Below are 18,675 nucleotides of genomic sequence, written 5' to 3'. Positions count from 1 at the left end.
TGCTCGCGGTCTCTCGCCTTGGCGCGTGCCAGTTTCAGGCAGTGACCACTTCCATTTTTTCAGCCTCACCACAGGCACCACCACAGCCGGTGATCGGCTCGGCCGGCAAAGCCTCGGGCACCAGCACCGCGCCGGTCACCGGATCGAAGCCCGAACGGCGCATGTGCAGAGCCAGGGCGGCATCCATATTCTGCGCATGGTGGCTGAACCACGGGCCCAGCTCGGCCGCCATATGGCGGATCGTGGCCAGATCGCCCTGCCCGCCCTTGGCCGCCCCCTCGCGCAGCACGGCCAGCACCACCTTGTGCTGCTGGCTGTGGCAGTTGCCCGTGGCAAAGCCCGTGGTCTGCATCCAGCGGTCTTCCTGATCGAAGTGCTGCTGGGTATGGGCAATCAGCTCGTCCCAGAGCGCGCACAACTGCTCATCGGCCGCGGCCTCCACCTGGGCCAGCAAGGTGACGAACTCTTCATGCACCGCGTCCATGACGGGAAAATCCAGGATGAGAGCGGCATTCCATTCGAGGCTGGCCATGGCAGTTCCTTGTGCGAGATTGAGGAACTGCCAGCTTAAGAACAAGACCTGGCCCGGCCATTGACCCACATCAGCAAAGCAGTTGCCCACAGGTAACCAAGACTTGCCCGGAATCAACAAAGCCCTGCATGGCAGGGCTTTGGGAGCGGAAATGCCTGGGACTGGTCGGGCCTTAGCGTCCGTAACCCTGCAGCCAGCGGCTGAGCTGAGCCGCCGCCTCGTCCACGGCGCGTGCCATGGCCTGGGCACCGCCGGCTGCATCGGCTGCCGCAGCGGGAACTTCGACCGTGAACACCTTCTGGCCCAGCAACTGGTTGCCTGCACTCTCGCCGGCACCGATCAGGCTGGCGCTCAGGCGCAGCAGCGCACGGCTGTTGCTGGCGTTGTCGAAGACCTGGCTGAACTCGTCCACCGTCACGCGCAGCTGCGCAATCGAGCGCTTGTCGGCCAGCAGGGGGCGGACATTGTCCTTGCCCGAAAGCACGGGGCGCTCCAGCCCCAGGCGCATGCGCAGGCGCTGCTCCACCATCTGAGCAGGAGGCAGGCTCCAGCGCGCGTTCTGGTAGGCACGCAGTTGCTGGCTGTCGCTGTAGTTCAGACGGTAGAACATGGCCGTCAGGCCCTCGGGCAGTCCCGGCGCCTGGACTTCGGCCAGCACCAGCGGAACCGGAGCTACCGAAGAAGCGGCTGCATTGGCGACCGGCACCGCGAGATCGGTCATGCCCAGGTCATAGCGCACCGGCTGCGTGGGTGCCGTGGGCAGGCCTGAGCAGGCTGCGAGCGCCAGCACCAGGGAAGAAGCGCCCAGCAATCGCCGTGCTCCGCGGCCGGTGAGTGAAATCTTTGTGTCTGCCATATTGATTCCTTTGGGACTTAGGCCAGCCAGGATGGGCAGCAGGCATTTCCATCGAGAAACAGCCTGCCTGGTCCGAATTTGCGCAAGTCGTGTCCTTGTTGCGGCTTCACTTGGCCGGGGCCACGAAACCGGGCTCGCCGGGGCCTGGCTGGCCCAGGCCCTGGCCGTAGATGACGGACTGCGGGTTGTCATTGAAGCGGCCCGCGGCCGCGCCCATGGTGCGCGCCGCGCGCGAGACATCGTCGGCCGCGCCGTTCATGCGCGGCAAGGTGCTGCGTCCCAGCGACTCGGCCGCCTGCGACAGGGCCTGCGTGCCCTCGGCAATCTGCTGCAGCGGACCATCGGGGGCATTGACCTTGCGCACGGTCTGCTGCAGATCGGTCGCCACGCCCGTGGCAGCATTGCCGGCCTTGGTCAGGGACTGCAGGGTCTGGTGCGCATCCGCCGTGATCTGTGGAAAGTCCTTGGCCGTCTTGTTCATGGTCTCGGCCAGATCCTTGATTCCGCCGGATGCGGCAGCGATATTGTCCAGCGCCGCGCTCACCCGCTTCTGGTTGTCCTCGCCCAGCATGGAGTTGAGGCGGCGTGAAATTTCGTCAACCCGCTCCAGCAGCACCGGCCCCTGGTCGGCCAGCATGTTCAGCGGCGATGACTTCATGGGCAGGCGCGGCAGGCCGCTGGGCCCGGGCTTGAGCGGTTGCGAAGGCTTGCTGTCGTCGTCGAGCTGGATATGGGCCAGCCCCGTCACTCCCTGATAGCCGAGCTGGGCGTAGGTGGCCGGCGTGACCGGCGTGTCCTCGCCCACGGCAATGCGAATCAGCACATTGCCGGGAATCTGCGGGTCAAAGCCGATGCGCACCACCTTGCCCACGGGCACGCCCTTGTAGCGCACCGTGGCCTGGGGCTGCAGGCCGCTAACACCGTCCTTGGTGGACATTTCATAGAGCTGGTATTCGCGGTTGTCGCGCGTCAGCCAGACGGCCAGCCCTGCCAGCAGGGTCGCCACCACCAGCACGAAGATGCCGGCAGCCATGGCATGGGACTTGTTTTCCATCAGCTTTCCTCTGCGGCCACGCCGCCTTGCACCGGGGCCATGGCACGGCGGCCACGCTCTCCCTGGAAGAAATGTTCAATAAACGGGTGCTTGATCCGGGCCACATCGCGCGGAGCCCCGGTGAACAGCACTTTTTTCTCGGCCAGCACGGCCACTCGTGTGGACAGCGCAAACAGCGTGTCCAGATCGTGGGTGACCATGATCACGGTCAGGCCCAACTCTGCATGAATATCGCGCAGCAGCTCGCAGAACTCATCCGAGCCCTTGGGGTCCAGCCCCGCTGTGGGTTCGTCGAGCAGCAGCAGCGGCGGATCCATCATCAGCGCGCGCGCCAGCGCCACACGCTTGATCATGCCGCCCGACAGGTCTGCAGGCATGCGCGATGCGTGCTCCGGCTTGAGGCCCACCATCTGCAGCTTGACCATGGCCGCGTCGCGCACCACGGCATCGGGCAAGGTGCCCTGCTCGCGCAGCGCGAATGCGATGTTGTCCAGCACATTGAAGGCCGAATACAGCGCCCCCTGCTGGAACAGCATGCCCACCTGACTCGCCGCCAGCTCGCCGCTGATGACCTCGCGCGAGGGCTGGCCATCCACGGTCACCGTGCCGCGCGAAGGCGAGAGCAGGCCCAGTATCTGTCGCAGCAGCACGGTCTTGCCCGTGCCGGAGCCACCCACCAGGGCCAGAATCTCACCCGGATAGACATCAAAGTTCAGGTCCTGGTGCACGGCAAAGCGCGACTCGCCCTCGCCGAACTCGGTCCACAGGTCCACTGCCTGCACCAGCGGCCTCACATCCTGCGGCGGCGCGTAGTCGCCCACGGCCCCCTCGATACGGCGGTTCTGCATCACCTCTGTCATTTGCGTGCCCCCCGCTGCGCGAGGCTGGCGCGACCCAAGCCAGAGACGCCGAGCAAGGGCCGCCCCGCAGCGAAGGTGTCGTCCCCTTGAGGGGAAGCGGCGAAGCCGCACAGGGGGTAGTTCATCCTAAAAGCCCACGTTTCTGAAGAGGATGGCAAAGATGGCATCCACGATGATGACCATGGTGATGGATGACACCACCGCCGCCGTGGTGCCCCGCCCCAGGCTCTGGGTATTGGGCTCTACCTTCAGACCCCAATGGCAGCCGATCAGGGCAATCAGCACGCCAAACACCACGGACTTGCCCATGGCCAGCACCAGATTGCCGATCTTCACGGCCGCAGGCAGGCTTTGCACGAAATAGGACGGCGTGATGTCCATGGTCAGGTCCGCCGCGACCATGCCGCCAGCCAGTGCCGCAAGAATGGTCCACAACGCCACCAGCGGCATGGACACAGCCAGCGCCAGCGCACGCGGCAGCACCAGCCGGTAACCCTGGGAGATGCCCATGACCTGCATGGCGTCGAGCTCTTCGGTCACGCGCATCACGCCGATCTGCGCCGTGATGGCCGAGCCGCTGCGCCCTGCCACCAGAATCGCCGCCAGCAGCGGCCCGAGCTCGCGGATCAGCGAAATGCCAAGAATGTTGACGATAAAGGATTCGGCCCCGAACTGGCGCAGCTGCAGCGCCATCAGATAGGCCAGCACCACACCGATCAGAAAGCCGACCAGCGCCGTGATCGGCAAGGCTGTCGCTCCCGTTGCATAGAGATGGCCCGAAATATCGCGCCAGGGGCCGCGAAGCGGGTTGCGCAGCAGGCGCAGGCAATCCAGCAGCAACTGGCCGACCAGCTGGATCAAGTTGGAAAAGTGCCCACAGGCATCGATCACCATCTGACCCAGTCGATTGACCTCGCACATCCATCCCGAGGGTTCGGGCTTGGACTCGGGCACTTCGCTGAATCTGGCCACACGCTCCAGCATGGAGCGCTGGGTCTTGGTCGTCAGCAGTTGGGCCGGCCAGGCCTTGCCCCATTGCTCCCACAGCAGCTGGGCACCGATGTGGTCCAACCAGACCATTTGCTGCAAATCCCAGGCCACGCCCTTGGGCACGGCCCTGATCTGCGGCGCCAGCCGGCGCCAGATATGGCGATCGCCCAGCTCGGCGGCACTCCAGCGGCCCGCAGGCACGGCCCATTGCTGACCTTCGCGGGACTGCAGCGGGCATTGAGGTAGTTGGTCTGAGCTGGGCAAAGAAAAGCTTCCTAGGACATGAGGGAGACGGGCTGGCCGCAGGGGCCAGCATAACGCGCCAAGCGAGGAACATGCCAAGCACAGCGCGTAGGCCGCTGCCGCATGCCACGCAATGATAGCGTTGCAATTTTTATCAAAAATCCGCGAAAGTCAAAACCAGCACTGCGCCGACAGCTTCCAAAACAGGAGTATGCGAGCGCTTTCCCTATCGACACCCGCAAGCTCATCACACCTAATGAACCAGCCTTTTTGCCCATGACTGCCTGATGCTCTGGCCTCTGCGCCTGGCTGTACCGGCCTTTTGATCTGCCCATGAGTGATACCCAGTTCGACTACATCGTCATCGGCGGCGGCACAGCAGGTTCTCTGCTGTGCAACCGTCTCACCCGCAACAAGAATCACCGGACTCTGCTGATCGAAGCCGGCGGCAAGGATGACTACCACTGGATCCACATCCCCGTCGGCTATCTCTATTGCATAGGCAACCCGCGCACCGACTGGCTCTACCAGACCGAGCCCGACCCCGGCCTCAACGGTCGCAGCCTGCGCTATCCGCGCGGCAAGACACTGGGCGGCTGCTCCAGCATCAACGGCATGATCTACATGCGCGGCCAGGCCCGCGACTACGAGCAATGGGCCGAACTCACCGGCGACGACACCTGGCGCTGGGAGCAGGTGCTGCCGGCCTTCAAACAGCATGAAGACCATTGGCGTCTCGACGCCGGCGGCAGCGCCAGCGAAGAGTTCATGCGCCTGCACGGCAGCAAGAGCACCGGCGGCAGCGGCGAGTGGCGCGTGGAGAAGCAGCGTCTGCGCTGGGACATCCTCGACGCCTTTGCCCAGGCCGCGCAGCAGGCCGGCATTCCGGCCACCGACGACTTCAACCGCGGCTGCAACGAGGGCGTGGGCTACTTCGAGGTCAACCAGAAGTCAGGTCTGCGCTGGAACACAGCCAAGGCATTTCTGCGTCCCACCTGCTATGGCCGCCCCAACTTCGAGATGTGGACCCGCGCCCAGGTGCGCCGGCTGCTTCTGGAAGATCTGCCGGACGGCAGCCAGCGCTGCACCGGAGCCGAAGTCTGGACCGGAGAGGAGATGGTGACCGTGCAGGCCGGACGCGAAGTGCTGCTCTGCGCGGGTGCGGTCAACTCGCCGCATATCCTGCAGCTGTCTGGCATAGGCCCCGGCGAATTGCTGCAGCGCCATGGGATGGCTGTGCGCCGCGATCTGCCCGGCGTGGGCGCCAATCTGCAGGACCATTTACAGATCCGCTCGGTCTACAAGGTGCAGAACGCCAAGACGCTCAACACCATGGCCGGCAGTCTCTGGGGCAAGGCGGCCATCGCCCTTGAATACGCACTCAAGCGCAGCGGCCCCATGAGCATGGCGCCTTCGCAACTCGGTGCCTTTACACGCAGCAATCCGGCATTGGCCCATCCCAATCTGGAATATCACGTGCAACCGCTGTCGCTGGATGCCTTTGGCGAGCCGCTGCACGACTTTGCCGCCTTCACCGCCAGCGTCTGCAACCTCAACCCCAGCAGCCGCGGCACGGTACAACTGCAAAGCACGGATTTCCGCCAGGCTCCGGCCATCGCACCCCACTACCTCTCCACGCCAGAAGACCGGCAGGTGGCGGCAGACAGCCTGCGCGTCACGCGGCGCATCGTCAGCCAGCCGGCGCTTGCGCGCTTCCAACCCGAAGAGTTCAAGCCCGGTGTTCAATACCAGAGCGACGAGGAGCTGGCGCGTCTGGCCGGTGATATCGCCACCACCATCTTCCACCCCGTGGGCACGACCAAGATGGGACGCGCCGACGACCCGATGGCAGTCCTGGACAGCCGTTTCAAGGTGCGAGGCGTGCAGGGTCTGCGCGTGGTCGATGCCGGCGCCATGCCCACCATCACCAGCGGCAACACCAACAGCCCGACGCTGATGATGGCCGAGAAGGCGGCGCAGTGGATTCGTGACGCGACCTGAAAAACGGCCGCTTGAAAAGCCGAGCGATTCACTGCGAAAAGCCCGTCAGCCCCTGAAATTCGCTCTGGAGCGCAAAGCCTGTACTAGCGGAAGAATCCCGCGCGGCGTCATGCGCAATGAATCAAAGTCCCCAGAGATCTTTTGCTTATAAGCATATGACGCTATTGTTTTTGAAATATCGCAAAACTCATAAGGATGTCACGAAACTTTCTGATTCATTTGTCAGACGTTTTTGATATAACCCAAGGGAATTCCCCAATGCACCACACAGGTGCAGCCCTTACATTCTCGTCACTCTCGCTGCTCCACGAAGCAGCATGGAGGGCCGAGGAGACAACTCGACACAACCAGACCAATACATATAAAAGCATCAAAGATGCGTTCAAAAGCGCCCCACAGTGGGCGCTTTTTTTATGCCTGCGCACAAGCTTGAGGCGGCGGTGCGACAATGCCGGCGCCATCCTCGGGCTTGCAAGCCCGCTCTCCCCTGGCTTCTTCATCTCGCCTCCGGCAACGCCGCCCAGCGGCAACGCGCGTTGCTCACGGCATGCACCAATTGCAGGCATTTGCTCCATGGAATGGATTCTTGTTTCCTTCGCCTCGGCCCTGGCCGGGTTTGTTGACGCCATCGTGGGAGGCGGCGGACTGATTCTGGTGCCGGCCATGTTTGCAGCCTTCCCCACCACCACGCCTGCCACGCTGTTTGGCACCAACAAGAGCGCCGCCGTCTGGGGAACGGCCATTTCCGCCTGGCAGTACAGCAAGCGCGTGCATATCACCTGGGCCACGCTGCTGCCCGCCATCGGCACGACGCTGGTGGGAGCTTTTCTCGGAGCCTGGGCAGTCACGTTGATTTCGCCCGATTTTCTGCGCAAGCTGCTGCCCTTCATCCTGCTTGGCGTGCTGGGCTACACCTTGGCAAAAAAAGAGCTGGGCCGCGACCACGAGCCACGCCTGGCGGGCCGCACCGAGATGCTGACCGCCAGCGCCATCGGCCTGCTGATCGGTTTCTACGACGGCTTCTTCGGCCCGGGCACAGGCAGCTTCTTCGTGTTCCTGTTCGTGCGCCTGCTGGGCTATGACTTCCTCAACGCCTCGGCCAGCGCCAAGCTGCTGAACCTGGCCTCCAACGCCGCAGCACTGCTGCTGTTCACTCTCAAGGGCCATGTCTGGTGGCACTTTGTCATCCCGCTGGCCGTGGCCAATGTGCTGGGCAGCATGCTGGGCACCTGGATGGCCTTGCGCCACGGCACGGGCTTTGTGCGTACGATTTTCATCGGCGTGGTCAGCCTGCTGATTCTGAAGACAGGTTACGACGCTTTTCTGCGTTAAGCCCTTGCGTTAAAAGCGTCAGCAGCTATCCATTTATCAAGGTGCTGTTTCGTCGTCGGACAGCACCGAGATGTCTTCCACACGGCGCGGCGTGCCGATCGGTGCGCCCGCCTTGCCCTGACGCACGGCAGCAATATCGGCCTCGCTGGGATAGTTGCCCACCAGCCAGTAGTCCAGGATACGGCGTGCGATAGGCGCGGCAGCCGCCGCACCGAAGCCGGCATTCTCCACAATCACCGCCACGGCAATCCTGGGCGCTTCGGCCGGGCCGTAGGCGATATAGAGCGAATGGTCGCGCTGATACTCGGCCAGACGCGCAGCGTTGTACTTTTCCTTCTGGCCCACGCTCACTGCCTGGGCCGTGCCGGTCTTGCCCCCCGACAAATAGCTGGCACTGCCGAATACGCCGCGCCCCGTGCCGCCGGTCACCACTCCCACCATGCCACGCTTGACGGCATCGACATTGCTCTGCTTGTAGCCCAGGTTGACGGGAGCCGGCTGAACAATGGTCGTTCGCGTACCGGTGACGGAATCGATCAGCTCCTTGCCCACATGGGGCGTGAAGCTCATGCCGTTGTTGACCAGCGTGGCCAGCGCATGCGAGAGCTGGAGGATGGTGAAGTTGTTGTAGCCCTGGCCGATACCCAGAGAAATCGTCTCGCCTGCAAACCATTGCTGCTGGGCGGCGCGCTTGTAGGTCTTGCGCTTCCACTCCTTGCTGGGCAGCACGCCGCGCACCTCGCCGGGCAGATCGATGCCTGTGATCTGACCAAAGCCCAGCGGCTTCATGAAGTCGTGGATCGCATCCACGCCCATCTCGTTGGCCAGCGTGTAGAAATAGACGTTGCTGGAATGCTGGATGGCGCGCGCCAGATCCACCGGGCCCAGTGCATGGCCGGAGCGGAAGGTATGGCCGCCAAAAGTCCAGGAGCCGCCGTCCTGAATCACCGTGCCCGGCGTGCGCTTGCCGGTCTCTATGCCCGCCAGGCCCATGAAGGGCTTGTAGGTCGAGCCTACCGGGTAGGTGCCGCGCATGGAGCGGTTGAGCAAAGGGCGATCCAGCGACTCGTTGAGTGCCTTCCAGCTCTCCTGGTCGATGCCGTCGACAAACAGATTCGGGTCGTAGGTCGGCTTGCTGACCATGGCCAGCACCTCGCCGTTGCGCGGGTCCATGGCAATGGCCACGCCACGGCGATTGCCGTAGAGGTCTTCCACCATCTTCTGCAGCTTGATGTCCACCGACAGCTGCAGGCTGTGTCCCGGCGTGGCGGGGCGACTGCCCAGGCGGCGCACGGCATGGCCGCCAGCCGAGGTTTCCATTTCCTCCCAGCCGGTCTGACCGTGCAGTTGCAGCTCATAGCTTTTTTCGGCACCCAGCTTGCCCATGACCTCGGTGCCGCGGTAGTTGGCCGCATCGTCGGACTCGTCGATCTCTTCTTTTTCCCTTTGATTGATACGACCGATGTATCCGATCAGATGGCTGCCGGTTTCCTTGAGCGGGTAGGTACGGAACAGACGGGCCTTGATGTCCACGCCCGGAAAGCGATAACGCTGAGCCGCGAACTTGGCGACTTCCTCATCCGTCAGGCGCGAGCGGATCGGAATCGACTCAAAGCTCTTGGAGTCATCCATGAGTCGCTTGAACTTGCGGCGGTCGCGCGGCGTGATCTCTATGACCCCGGACAGCCCCTCGATGGTCTCGTCCAGATCCTCGACCTTGGAGCGAGTGATCTCCAGCGTATAGGCCGAGTAATTGGTGGCCAGCACCACGCCGTTGCGATCCAGGATCTGGCCCCGGTTGGGCACGATGGGCACCACCGCCGTGCGATTGCTCTCGGCCCGCTCGGCAAATTCCTCATGGCGCTCCACCTGCAGCACCAGCAGCCGCCAGACCAACAGACAGAACGCCAGAAATACCACGCAGCCCATGACGACTGCACGCATCCGGAAGCGCTGCAGCTCGACTTCGGTGTTGCGAATCTCCATCATGCGCAGGCTCCCCGCACGCCAAGCCAGTGACTGCAAGCAAGGGCCGCCCCGCAGCGAGGCAGTCGTTCCTCCCCGCGAAGCGAGAGGGGGAAAGGCGCGCAGCGACTCAAGGGGGCTTTCATCTACAGAGGCCGGTTTTCATCGCTGTCCGGCGCACGGCGCTGCGGCGCCAGCAGCAAAGCACTGACCACAGGCCACAGCAAGGTCTCGATCACTGGCGCTATCAGAAACTCCAGCCCGGGGAAGATACCTCCCGTCGCGACACGCAGCAGTACCTGAATGCCGTGCGCCGCGGCAAATACCGGCAGCAGGTGCAGAGCCTGCACGGGGCTCGAGAACCAGAGCAGACGACGACTCATCCAGCCCGTCACGAAGACCAGCAAGGTGTAGGCCAGTGCATGCTGGCCCAGCAGCGAGGCCCGGTCCACATCCATGACCAGGCCCAGCGCAAAGGCAATGCCCAGACCCACGCGCTGCGGCTGGTTCAGGCTCCAGAAGGCCAGCAGCAACATGAGCATGTCCGGCAGCCAGACGATGCGGCCCAGCGGCAGCATATTGACGGCCAGTCCGATCACCAGGGTGACGACGATGAACAGAGGGTTGACCGGCAGCAACAGCTGCTGGCCGCGCGGCATGATCATGCGGGGTCCTTTGCGGGCTTGGCACCCGCCTTCTCAGCGGCCGCCTTCTCCTTTTCGGCTGCGGCGGCTTCCTTCTTGCCTCGCGCCTTGGCTGCGCGGTCGGCCTTCTCGGCATCGGCCTTGGCCTGCATATTGGCGGCCTCGGGATGCTCGGTACGGCCCTGAGGCTTGAGCACCATCACATGGCGCACGCCCTGCACGCGGCCCACGGGCTCGCAGTAGATGCGGGTGAAGGCAGAGTCGGCACGGCGGTCCACCGTCACCACCTTGGCCACGGGCAAACCCAAGGGATAAAGCCCGTCAATACCGCTGGTAGTGAGCAAATCGCCCACCTGTACATCGGCATTGCTGGGCATGAAGCGCAACTCCAGCCCGCCGGCGCGGGTCGAAGATGCATCGCCATAGGCAACGCTGCGCGCGCCAGTGCGCGGGTTGAAAACGGGAATGGCCTGATCGCGATCGATGAGCAGCGTGACCTCGGCACGCGTCGGATAGACGCGCGTGACCTGGCCTATCACGCCTTTTTCATCCAGTACGGGTGAGCCCGGCTCGACCCCGTCGGCCTGCCCCTTGTCGATCACCACACGGCGCGTATAGGGGTCGGGGCTGTCATAGACCACCTCGGCCACCTGGCCCGGCGTCAACGAGCGCTCACGCAACTCCAGCATGGAGCGCAGATGCTCGTTCTCCTTGATCAACTCGTCGGCCAGTTCGGCACGCTGAGCCATGACGACCAGCTCCTTGCGCGCAGCATCCTCGCGGGCCACGGCCTGCTGCTGCACTTCGGCATAGCGGCTGGCGTTCTGATAGGCCAGCACCGGCTGAGCCACCACCCATTGCACAGGCGACAGCGCCACCGACAAGGCGGAGCGCACGGGAGTGGTGATCTTGAAACGCGCGTCGGCTACCATCAAAAACAGCGCCAAGGCGCTGTAGAGGGCAAGCTGGGAAGTGCGCGAGGCCTGTTGCTTGAACAGTGATGGAGCGCGGTGGTCCAGGGTGTCCAGGCTCATGTGCGCTCCCTGGGCATGGCCGTATGCGCACGGCCTTCCCAACCAGAAGGAATGCAAAAAGAGAGCGCGGTATGCAGGCGTATCACGGACTCAGGCCCTGTTCATGGAAGTGGCTGCGGTACGCGCACTATGCCGCGTGCCGCAAAACACCACATTGCACAGCGATTAATCGCTGGTGAAGATGCTGCCCTGGCGATCCATGGTCTCCAGTGCCATGCCGCAGCCGCGCACCACGCAGGTCAGCGGCTCTTCGGCCACCAGCACGGGCAGACCGGTTTCTTCGGCCAGCAGACGGTCCAGGTCGCGCAGCAGCGCGCCGCCACCGGTCAGCATCATGCCGCGTTCGGCAATGTCGGCACCCAGTTCGGGAGGCGTCTGCTCCAGCGCGTTCTTCACGGCGGAAACAATCTGGTTGAGCGGATCGGTCAGCGCTTCCAGCACTTCGTTGGAAGAGATGGTGAAGCTGCGCGGCACGCCTTCGGACAGGTTGCGACCCTTGACTTCCAGTTCCTTGACTTCGGAGCCGGGGAAAGCCGAGCCGATCTGCTTCTTGATCAGTTCTGCCGTGGGCTCGCCGATCAGCATGCCGTAGTTACGACGGATATAGCTGATGATGGACTCGTCGAACTTGTCGCCACCGACGCGCACGGAACCCTTGTAGACCATGCCGCCCAGCGAGATCACGCCCACTTCGGTCGTGCCGCCGCCGATGTCCACCACCATGGAGCCCGAGGCTTCGGACACGGGCAGGCCCGCGCCGATACCGGCTGCCATGGGTTCTTCGATCAGGTACACGGCCGTGGCACCCGCAGCTTCGGCGGCGTCCTTGATGGCGCGGCGCTCGACCTGGGTGGAGCCGCAGGGCACGCAGATGATGATGCGGGGGCTGGGCGTCAGCACCGAGCGCGGATGCACCATCTTGATGAACTGCTTGATCATCTGCTCGGTGATCACGAAGTCGGCGATCACGCCGTCCTTCATGGGACGGATGGCTTCGATGTTGCCGGGCACCTTGCCCAGCATGGCCTTGGCTTCGCGGCCGACAGCCTGGATCACCTTCTTGCCGTGAGGGCCGCCTTCGTGACGGATCGCAACCACCGAAGGTTCGTCCAGAACAATGCCCTTGTCTCGGGCGAAAATCAGGGTGTTAGCTGTGCCAAGGTCAATGGCAAGGTCGGTGGAGAAGTACCGACGGAAAGCTCCGAACATTCAGGGTCCTCTCAGGCACGGCTTGCGCATCGGCTGGCCGTCGCCGGGATGTAAGGTAATGGAGTCTGGGTGGTGGGCATTTTTTGCACAATGACCAGCCGAACGGAGGTATTGCGGCAAAGCCGAGATAATACCGTATCCCCTGTGAATAACTTCTACTGTCAGGGTTAGAAACACTGCTTTACACGCGGCGGCCCTGTTAAATAATTTCTATGGCATTGAACGATCAAGACATTGCGCGCATCGCCAACTTGGCCCGCCTTGAACTGTCGCAAGACGAAAGTAAGCGCATGCTCGCGCAACTAAACAACTTTTTCGGCATCGTCGAAAAAATGCAGGCTGTGGATACTTCGGGCGTCAGCCCTCTGTCACATCCCGTGGCTGCCATCCAGGACGTCGCCTTACGGCTACGTGACGATTTGGTAAGTGAGGGCAATAACCGCGACGCCAACATGCAGAACGCCCCTGCAGCCGAAAAGGGTTACTTCCTCGTGCCCAAGGTCATCGAATAAACGCGCGGAACCACAAGAACATGAGCCAAACCGAACTCCACCAATTGAGCGTGGCCGAGCTGGCCGCGCAACTGCGCGCCAAGCAGGTCTCCGCCACCGAAGCCGCCCAGCATTTCCTGGCCCGCGCCAAGCAGCACCAGAACCTGGGCGCTTTTGTCGCCATCGATGAAGACGCCACCCTGGCCCAGGCCAAGGCGGCCGACGCCCTGATTGCCGAAGGCAAGGGCGGCAAGCTGGCCGGCGTGCCCATCGCGCACAAGGACATCTTCGTCACCAAGGACTTCCCCACCACCGCCGCCAGCAAGATGCTGGAGGGCTACCGTTCGCCGTTTGACGCCACCGTGGTGAAGAAGCTCGCCGATGCCGGCGTGGTCACCCTGGGCAAGCTCAACTGCGACGAATTCGCCATGGGCGGCGCCAACGAGAACTCGGCCGTGGCTCCCGTGGGCTTTGATGCGGCACAGCCCGTGCGCAACCCCTGGAACACCGAGCGCGTGCCCGGCGGCTCGTCCGGCGGCTCGGCCGCCGCCGTGGCCGCACGTCTGGCCCCGGCCGTGACCGGCACCGACACCGGCGGCTCCATCCGCCAGCCCGCCTCGTTCTGCGGCATCACCGGCATCAAGCCCACCTACGGCCGCGCCAGCCGCTACGGCATGATCGCCTTTGCCTCCAGCCTGGACCAGGCCGGCCCCATGGGCCGCAGCGCCGAAGACTGCGCGCTGCTGCTCTCCGAGATGTGCGGCCCCGATCTGGACCGCGACTCCACCAGCCTCGATTACCCGGCCGAGGACTTCAGCGCCAAGCTGAACGACTCGATTGAAGGCCTGCGTATCGGTGTACCCGCCGAGTTCTTTGGTGAAGGCCTGTCCGACGATGTCCGCGCAGCCGTGGACGCCGCACTCAAGGAATACGAAAAGCTGGGCGCCAAGCTGGTGCCCGTGAGCCTGCCGCGCACCGAGCTGTCCGTGCCCGTGTACTACATCCTGGCTCCGGCCGAGGCCTCGTCCAATCTGTCGCGCTTCGACGGCGTGAAGTTCGGCCACCGTGCGGCGAAGTACGAAGACCTCAACGACATGTACAAAAAGACCCGCGCCGAAGGCTTTGGCGACGAGGTCAAGCGCCGCATCATGATCGGCGCCTATGTGCTGTCCGAAGGCTACTACGACGCCTACTATCTGCAGGCACAGAAGATCCGTCGCATGATCGCCGACGACTTCCAGGCTGCCTTCAAGGACTGCGACGTCATCGCCGGCGCGGCCGCGCCGACGACGGCCTGGGCGATTGGCGGCAAGGCCGACCCTGTGAGCAACTATCTGGCCGACATCTTCACCCTGCCCGCTTCGCTGGCCGGCCTGCCCGGTCTCAGCCTGCCCGCAGGCTTCGGCGACGGCGGCATGCCCGTGGGCCTGCAGCTGATCGGCAACTACTTCAGCGAAGCCAAACTGCTGAACGCGGCCCACCGCTTCCAGCAAGCCACCGACTTCCATCTGAAGCGCCCCGCTGGCATTTAAATGGAACACCCCCTGAGTCGCTTCGCGCCTTCCCCCTCAAGGGGGACGACAGCCTCGCTGCGGGGCGGCCCTTGCTCGCTGTCCCTGGGTCAGGCCGCGCCAGTTTCATGCGCGGCACCATGGATACCGCCCACTTTTTGAAGCAAGAACATGACTGTGAAACTAATCAATGGCTACGAAGTCGTCATCGGCTTCGAGACCCACACCCAGCTGGCGACCAACAGCAAGATCTTCAGCCGTGCCAGCACCGCCTTCGGCGCCGAGCCCAACACCCAGGCCAGCGCCGTGGACCTGGCCCTGCCCGGCACGCTGCCGGTAATGAACAAAAAGGCCGTGGAATGCGCAATCAAGCTCGGCCTGTCGCTGGGATCGACGATTGCGCCGCGTTCCATCTTCGCGCGCAAGAACTACTTCTACCCCGACCTGCCCAAGGGCTACCAGATCTCCCAGTTCGAGATCCCCGTGGTGCAAGGCGGTGAAGTCAGCTTCTATCTGGAAGAAGGCAAGAACAACGTCCTCAAGACCGTGCGCCTGGTGCGCGCCCACCTGGAAGAAGACGCTGGCAAGTCCGTGCACGATGAATTCATCGGCCAGTCCGGCATCGATTTGAACCGCGCCGGCACGCCGCTGCTGGAAATCGTGACCGAGCCCGATATCCGCTCCACCGCCGAAGCCGTGGCCTATGCCAAGGAACTGCACAAGATCGTCACCTGGATCGGCATCTGCGACGGCAACATGCAGGAAGGCTCATTCCGCTGCGACGCCAACGTGTCCGTGCGCAAGCCCGGCCAGCCGCTGGGTACACGCCGCGAGATCAAGAACCTGAACTCGTTCAGGAATATGCAGATCGCCATCGACTACGAAATCCTCTGGCAGATCGAGCAGATCGAGGACGGCCACAAGATCCAGCAGGCCACCGTGCTGTTCAACCCCGACACGGGCGAGACCCGCGCCATGCGCACCAAGGAAGACGCGGCCGACTACCGCTACTTCCCCGACCCCGACCTGCCTCCGCTGGTCGTGGCGCCCGAATGGGTGGAGCAGGTCAAGGCCGAGATGCCCGAGCTGCCCCGCGCCATGGCCGCGCGCTTTGTCACGCAATACGGACTGCCCGAGTACGACGCCACCACGTTGACGCAAAGCCAGGCCATGGCCGCCTACTTTGAAGCCGCCGCCAAGGCCTGCGGCCAGCCCAAGCTGGCGTCCAACTGGATCATGGGCGAGATCTCGCGCCGCCTGAACATGGAAGAGATCGGCATGGACCAGGTCAAGGTCAGCGCCGAGCAGCTGGGCACCCTGATCGCCCGCATCCACGGCAATGTCATCAGCAACAACTCGGCCAAGCAGGTGTTTGAAGCCCTGTGGACCGGTGAAGGCTCCGATGTGGACGCCATTATCGAAGCCAAGGACCTCAAGCAGTCCAACGACACCGGCGCGCTGGAAGCCATCATCAACGAGGTGATTGCTGCCAACCCCGCCAACGTCGAGCAATATCGCGCCGGCAAGGACAAGGCCTTCAACGCCCTGGTCGGTCAGGTCATGAAAGCCTCCAAGGGCAAGGCCAACCCCGGCCAGGTCAACGAGCTGCTCAAGGCCAAGCTGGCCTAAGCCGCCAACTCCAGGCGCCACCTCACCGTTCAAGGCCGCAGGCAGCACATGCCTGCGGCCTTGTTGCTTGCCGGACCTCCAGGTCCGCCATCTCCATGCCCTGCGCCGCGCGGCACAGGAAAATTTCAGTGATCTTCTCGAACGCTTCCCTCATCGAATCTGAAAAAGAACGCAACCTCTGCACCAAGTTCTTTGCCGGCTACTTTTTCAACGAATTCACGGCCGGCTATGCCAAGCGCATCGTCCAGTTCAACCGCTACATCCAGGAAGTCACAGGCCGCGAAGACCTGGGCATTCAAAGCCCCCATATCTCGTTTGACACCCACGCCTACCTGTGCCACGAGCGCCTGCGCAGCAAGCTGGCCGATGTGCTGATCTCCGACGCCGCACGCCAGGTCTTTCTGTTCATCGAGACCAAATACCTGAGCAACTGGACTTACGCCGCAGATGTGGCCAAAGGGCTGGAGCGCCTGGACAAGGTCTTCGACGCCGATAAGAAGCCGCATCTGGCCGACGCCCGCCAGCATTACTTTGTGCTGACCTCCCGCCGCAAGGAAGAAGCCGCAGGCCGCCCGGTGCAGCACTACGCCCCGGTCAATGGACCGATCTATGTTCCCACCCCTGCGCGCGCCGCAGAAGTGAGCGAGGGCGATACGGCCGAGTCCGCGAAGCCTGCTTTCACCAGCCTGCTCTATTGGGAAGACCTGGCGCAGATGTGCGACCGCTCGGAAGTGCGCCAGTACATGGAGGCGCGGTTGAAGCTGTGTGTGAGCGGTTCGCGGAATCAGCATAAGGCGGGGTATTTTTTGCCGGGGGCGTGAGATCTATCCGAGACGTACCAGAATTCACGTTGTCAGTTATTGCTCGCTTTCATGTTTATCGAATAAAAGCCTCCATCCGGAGGCTTTTATTTTTAGAAAATAACGCCATGTTTGCTACCTACAAAAAACACAAATGATTAATCAGTTGTATGAGGTTTTTACGCCAAGTGTTCCTGCCAAAAAAGCTTTCATTGAGCGTGAAGCAATACAAAATAAATTAGTAAATGCTCTTCTAACGCCTGGCAAGCAGCTTGTCATCTATGGCCACTCTGGCGTTGGAAAGACCACCCTAATAAATCACAAAATATTTCAAACCTATTCATCGCACATCACAACAAGATGTATGAAAGGAATGAAGTTTGATCAACTCTTATTAGATGCCTTCTCCAAATTAGAGATTTTTTATTCTTCTGAAGTCACCAACTCAACATCAAAAAATTTCACCATTGGTGGCGATACTGCTAATTTATTCTCCCAAATTAAAGCACAACTTTCTCTTAATTTGAAGAAGGATGAGTCTAATAAGCAATCCATATTAGTTCCCCCTCAGCTGACTGGTCCAACACTTGGCAGATTTTTAGGTGAAATAAAGGCATGCTGGATTCTTGAAGATTTTCACAAGATGGATTCATCTGAAAAGTCCTATCTTTCACAGCTAATGAAAGTTTTCATGGATTTAGGCAGTGATTTTCCAGAATTGAAAATTATTGCAATTGGTGCTGTAGACACCGCTAGACAGGTCGTTGAATACGATCCTGAAATGAAAAATAGAGTATTTGAACTATCAGTCCCACTAATGACGGACGACGAAATAATTCAAATTATACAAAAAGGCTGTGAACTTCTAAATTTACAGTTCACATCAAATTTAATTAATGAAATTGTCCAGCACTCTGCAGGAATGGCATCTGTTTGTCACGACTTATGCGTTCACCTCTGCCAGAATAGTGGAATTTATGAGACATCTCAAACAACAACAAATTTTGACATCAAAAATTGGAAAACGGCATTACTTAGTTACCTTGAAGCAGCTTCAGACAAGATCCAAAGTGCTTTTGAGAAAGCACTGCGACAAGACAGAAGAAATAAATTTGCTCATGAGAAAATAATTATCGAAAGTTTGTGTGATTTCCCCAGAGGGGAGGCTGCCAGATTTGATCTAGAAGCCAAGATATTACGAAATCATAAAGATTATCCAAAATCTGGATTGAAAAATAAATTAGATAAATTATGCCAACCCGATAAAGGAAGTATTCTAAGATACAACCAATACTCTGGAACATATTGTTTTGCAGATCCCATTTACCATGCTTATGCTCTGGCTCATCGTAAAGCAATATTTGAGTCAACAGATAATTCTCCCATTCCTCCTGAGCATGAGGCGTTCCTAGAAGCAATAAAGAAACTTCTTAGCATGCCAAATTCGAAGATATCGATAAGCCATATCTCTACAAGCGCTTAGCAAATAGTAAAGAGCTGCAGGTACAGGTAGCTTCCACAACA

Annotated in this window: 16 protein-coding genes; 7 read left to right on the top strand and 9 right to left on the bottom strand. The window is 61.3% G+C overall.

Annotated features, from left to right (window positions below; genetic code table 11):
- Positions 1 to 34 precede the first annotated feature (34 nt).
- The 5 genes from CTR2_RS01405 to CTR2_RS01385 all read right to left on the bottom strand — a co-directional run bounded on the left by CTR2_RS01405 (position 35) and on the right by CTR2_RS01385 (position 4,556).
- Positions 35 to 532, bottom strand: a complete 498-nt coding sequence (locus CTR2_RS01405; RefSeq protein WP_087085762.1) for a hemerythrin domain-containing protein — start codon at positions 530 to 532, stop codon at positions 35 to 37.
- Positions 533 to 704: 172 nt separating this feature from the next.
- Positions 705 to 1,388: an ABC-type transport auxiliary lipoprotein family protein gene (locus CTR2_RS01400; protein WP_087085372.1), complete on the bottom strand. Its 684-nt coding sequence runs from the start codon at positions 1,386 to 1,388 to the stop codon at positions 705 to 707.
- A gap of 106 nt (positions 1,389 to 1,494) precedes the next feature.
- A complete protein-coding gene (locus CTR2_RS01395) occupies positions 1,495 to 2,442 on the bottom strand; it encodes an MlaD family protein (RefSeq protein ID WP_087085373.1) in 948 nt (315 codons plus the stop codon).
- Positions 2,442 to 3,302 (bottom strand): ABC transporter ATP-binding protein, encoded by an 861-nt coding sequence (locus CTR2_RS01390; RefSeq protein ID WP_409021361.1) that lies wholly within the window; start codon positions 3,300 to 3,302, stop codon positions 2,442 to 2,444. Before CTR2_RS01390 ends, CTR2_RS01395 begins: the two co-directional genes overlap by 1 nt.
- A 126-nt stretch (positions 3,303 to 3,428) precedes the next feature.
- Positions 3,429 to 4,556, bottom strand: coding sequence for an MlaE family ABC transporter permease (locus CTR2_RS01385; RefSeq protein ID WP_087085375.1), 1,128 nt, complete (start codon positions 4,554 to 4,556; stop codon positions 3,429 to 3,431).
- A gap of 312 nt (positions 4,557 to 4,868) precedes the next feature.
- Between CTR2_RS01385 and CTR2_RS01380 the strand changes: the two genes are divergently transcribed.
- The gene (locus CTR2_RS01380; RefSeq protein WP_087085376.1) at positions 4,869 to 6,536 is read left to right on the top strand and encodes a GMC family oxidoreductase; all 1,668 of its coding nucleotides are present in this window, start codon (positions 4,869 to 4,871) and stop codon (positions 6,534 to 6,536) included.
- Positions 6,537 to 7,109: 573 nt separating this feature from the next.
- Positions 7,110 to 7,868, top strand: coding sequence for a sulfite exporter TauE/SafE family protein (locus tag CTR2_RS01375; protein ID WP_087085377.1), 759 nt, complete (start codon positions 7,110 to 7,112; stop codon positions 7,866 to 7,868).
- Positions 7,869 to 7,904: 36 nt separating this feature from the next.
- On the opposite strand, the gene mrdA is transcribed toward CTR2_RS01375, so the two are convergent.
- The 4 genes from mrdA to CTR2_RS01355 form a co-directional block, all read right to left on the bottom strand.
- Positions 7,905 to 9,857, bottom strand: coding sequence for a penicillin-binding protein 2 (mrdA, locus tag CTR2_RS01370; protein ID WP_057094411.1), 1,953 nt, complete (start codon positions 9,855 to 9,857; stop codon positions 7,905 to 7,907).
- Positions 9,858 to 9,979: 122 nt separating this feature from the next.
- Positions 9,980 to 10,498 (bottom strand): rod shape-determining protein MreD, encoded by a 519-nt coding sequence (mreD, locus tag CTR2_RS01365; RefSeq protein ID WP_034372326.1) that lies wholly within the window; start codon positions 10,496 to 10,498, stop codon positions 9,980 to 9,982.
- Positions 10,495 to 11,511: a rod shape-determining protein MreC gene (gene mreC, locus CTR2_RS01360; protein WP_003074630.1), complete on the bottom strand. Its 1,017-nt coding sequence runs from the start codon at positions 11,509 to 11,511 to the stop codon at positions 10,495 to 10,497. Before mreC ends, mreD begins: the two co-directional genes overlap by 4 nt.
- Positions 11,512 to 11,676: 165 nt before the next feature.
- Positions 11,677 to 12,720: a rod shape-determining protein gene (locus CTR2_RS01355; protein WP_003059473.1), complete on the bottom strand. Its 1,044-nt coding sequence runs from the start codon at positions 12,718 to 12,720 to the stop codon at positions 11,677 to 11,679.
- 212 nt (positions 12,721 to 12,932) lie between these two features.
- Between CTR2_RS01355 and gatC the strand changes: the two genes are divergently transcribed.
- The 5 genes from gatC (at position 12,933) to CTR2_RS01330 (ending at position 18,634) form a co-directional block, all read left to right on the top strand.
- A complete protein-coding gene (gene gatC, locus CTR2_RS01350; RefSeq protein WP_003070403.1) occupies positions 12,933 to 13,232 on the top strand; it encodes an Asp-tRNA(Asn)/Glu-tRNA(Gln) amidotransferase subunit GatC in 300 nt (99 codons plus the stop codon).
- A gap of 20 nt (positions 13,233 to 13,252) precedes the next feature.
- Positions 13,253 to 14,743: an Asp-tRNA(Asn)/Glu-tRNA(Gln) amidotransferase subunit GatA gene (gatA, locus tag CTR2_RS01345; RefSeq protein ID WP_087085379.1), complete on the top strand. Its 1,491-nt coding sequence runs from the start codon at positions 13,253 to 13,255 to the stop codon at positions 14,741 to 14,743.
- A 150-nt stretch (positions 14,744 to 14,893) separates the two neighbouring features.
- Complete coding sequence (gatB, locus tag CTR2_RS01340) at positions 14,894 to 16,351, top strand: Asp-tRNA(Asn)/Glu-tRNA(Gln) amidotransferase subunit GatB (RefSeq protein ID WP_087085380.1); 1,458 nt, start codon at positions 14,894 to 14,896, stop codon at positions 16,349 to 16,351.
- A 128-nt stretch (positions 16,352 to 16,479) separates the two neighbouring features.
- Complete coding sequence (locus CTR2_RS01335; RefSeq protein ID WP_087085381.1) at positions 16,480 to 17,172, top strand: excinuclease ABC subunit A; 693 nt, start codon at positions 16,480 to 16,482, stop codon at positions 17,170 to 17,172.
- Positions 17,173 to 17,305: 133 nt separating this feature from the next.
- Positions 17,306 to 18,634, top strand: coding sequence for an ATP-binding protein (locus CTR2_RS01330; RefSeq protein WP_140401085.1), 1,329 nt, complete (start codon positions 17,306 to 17,308; stop codon positions 18,632 to 18,634).
- The last annotated feature ends 41 nt before the right edge of the window (positions 18,635 to 18,675 follow it).

The sequence above is a fragment of the Comamonas thiooxydans genome, assembly GCF_002157685.2.
Lineage (GTDB): Bacteria > Pseudomonadota > Gammaproteobacteria > Burkholderiales > Burkholderiaceae_C > Comamonas > Comamonas testosteroni_H.
The sequence above is the reverse complement of the archived record's forward strand: the minus strand, read 5'-3'. Positions and strand labels throughout refer to the sequence as shown.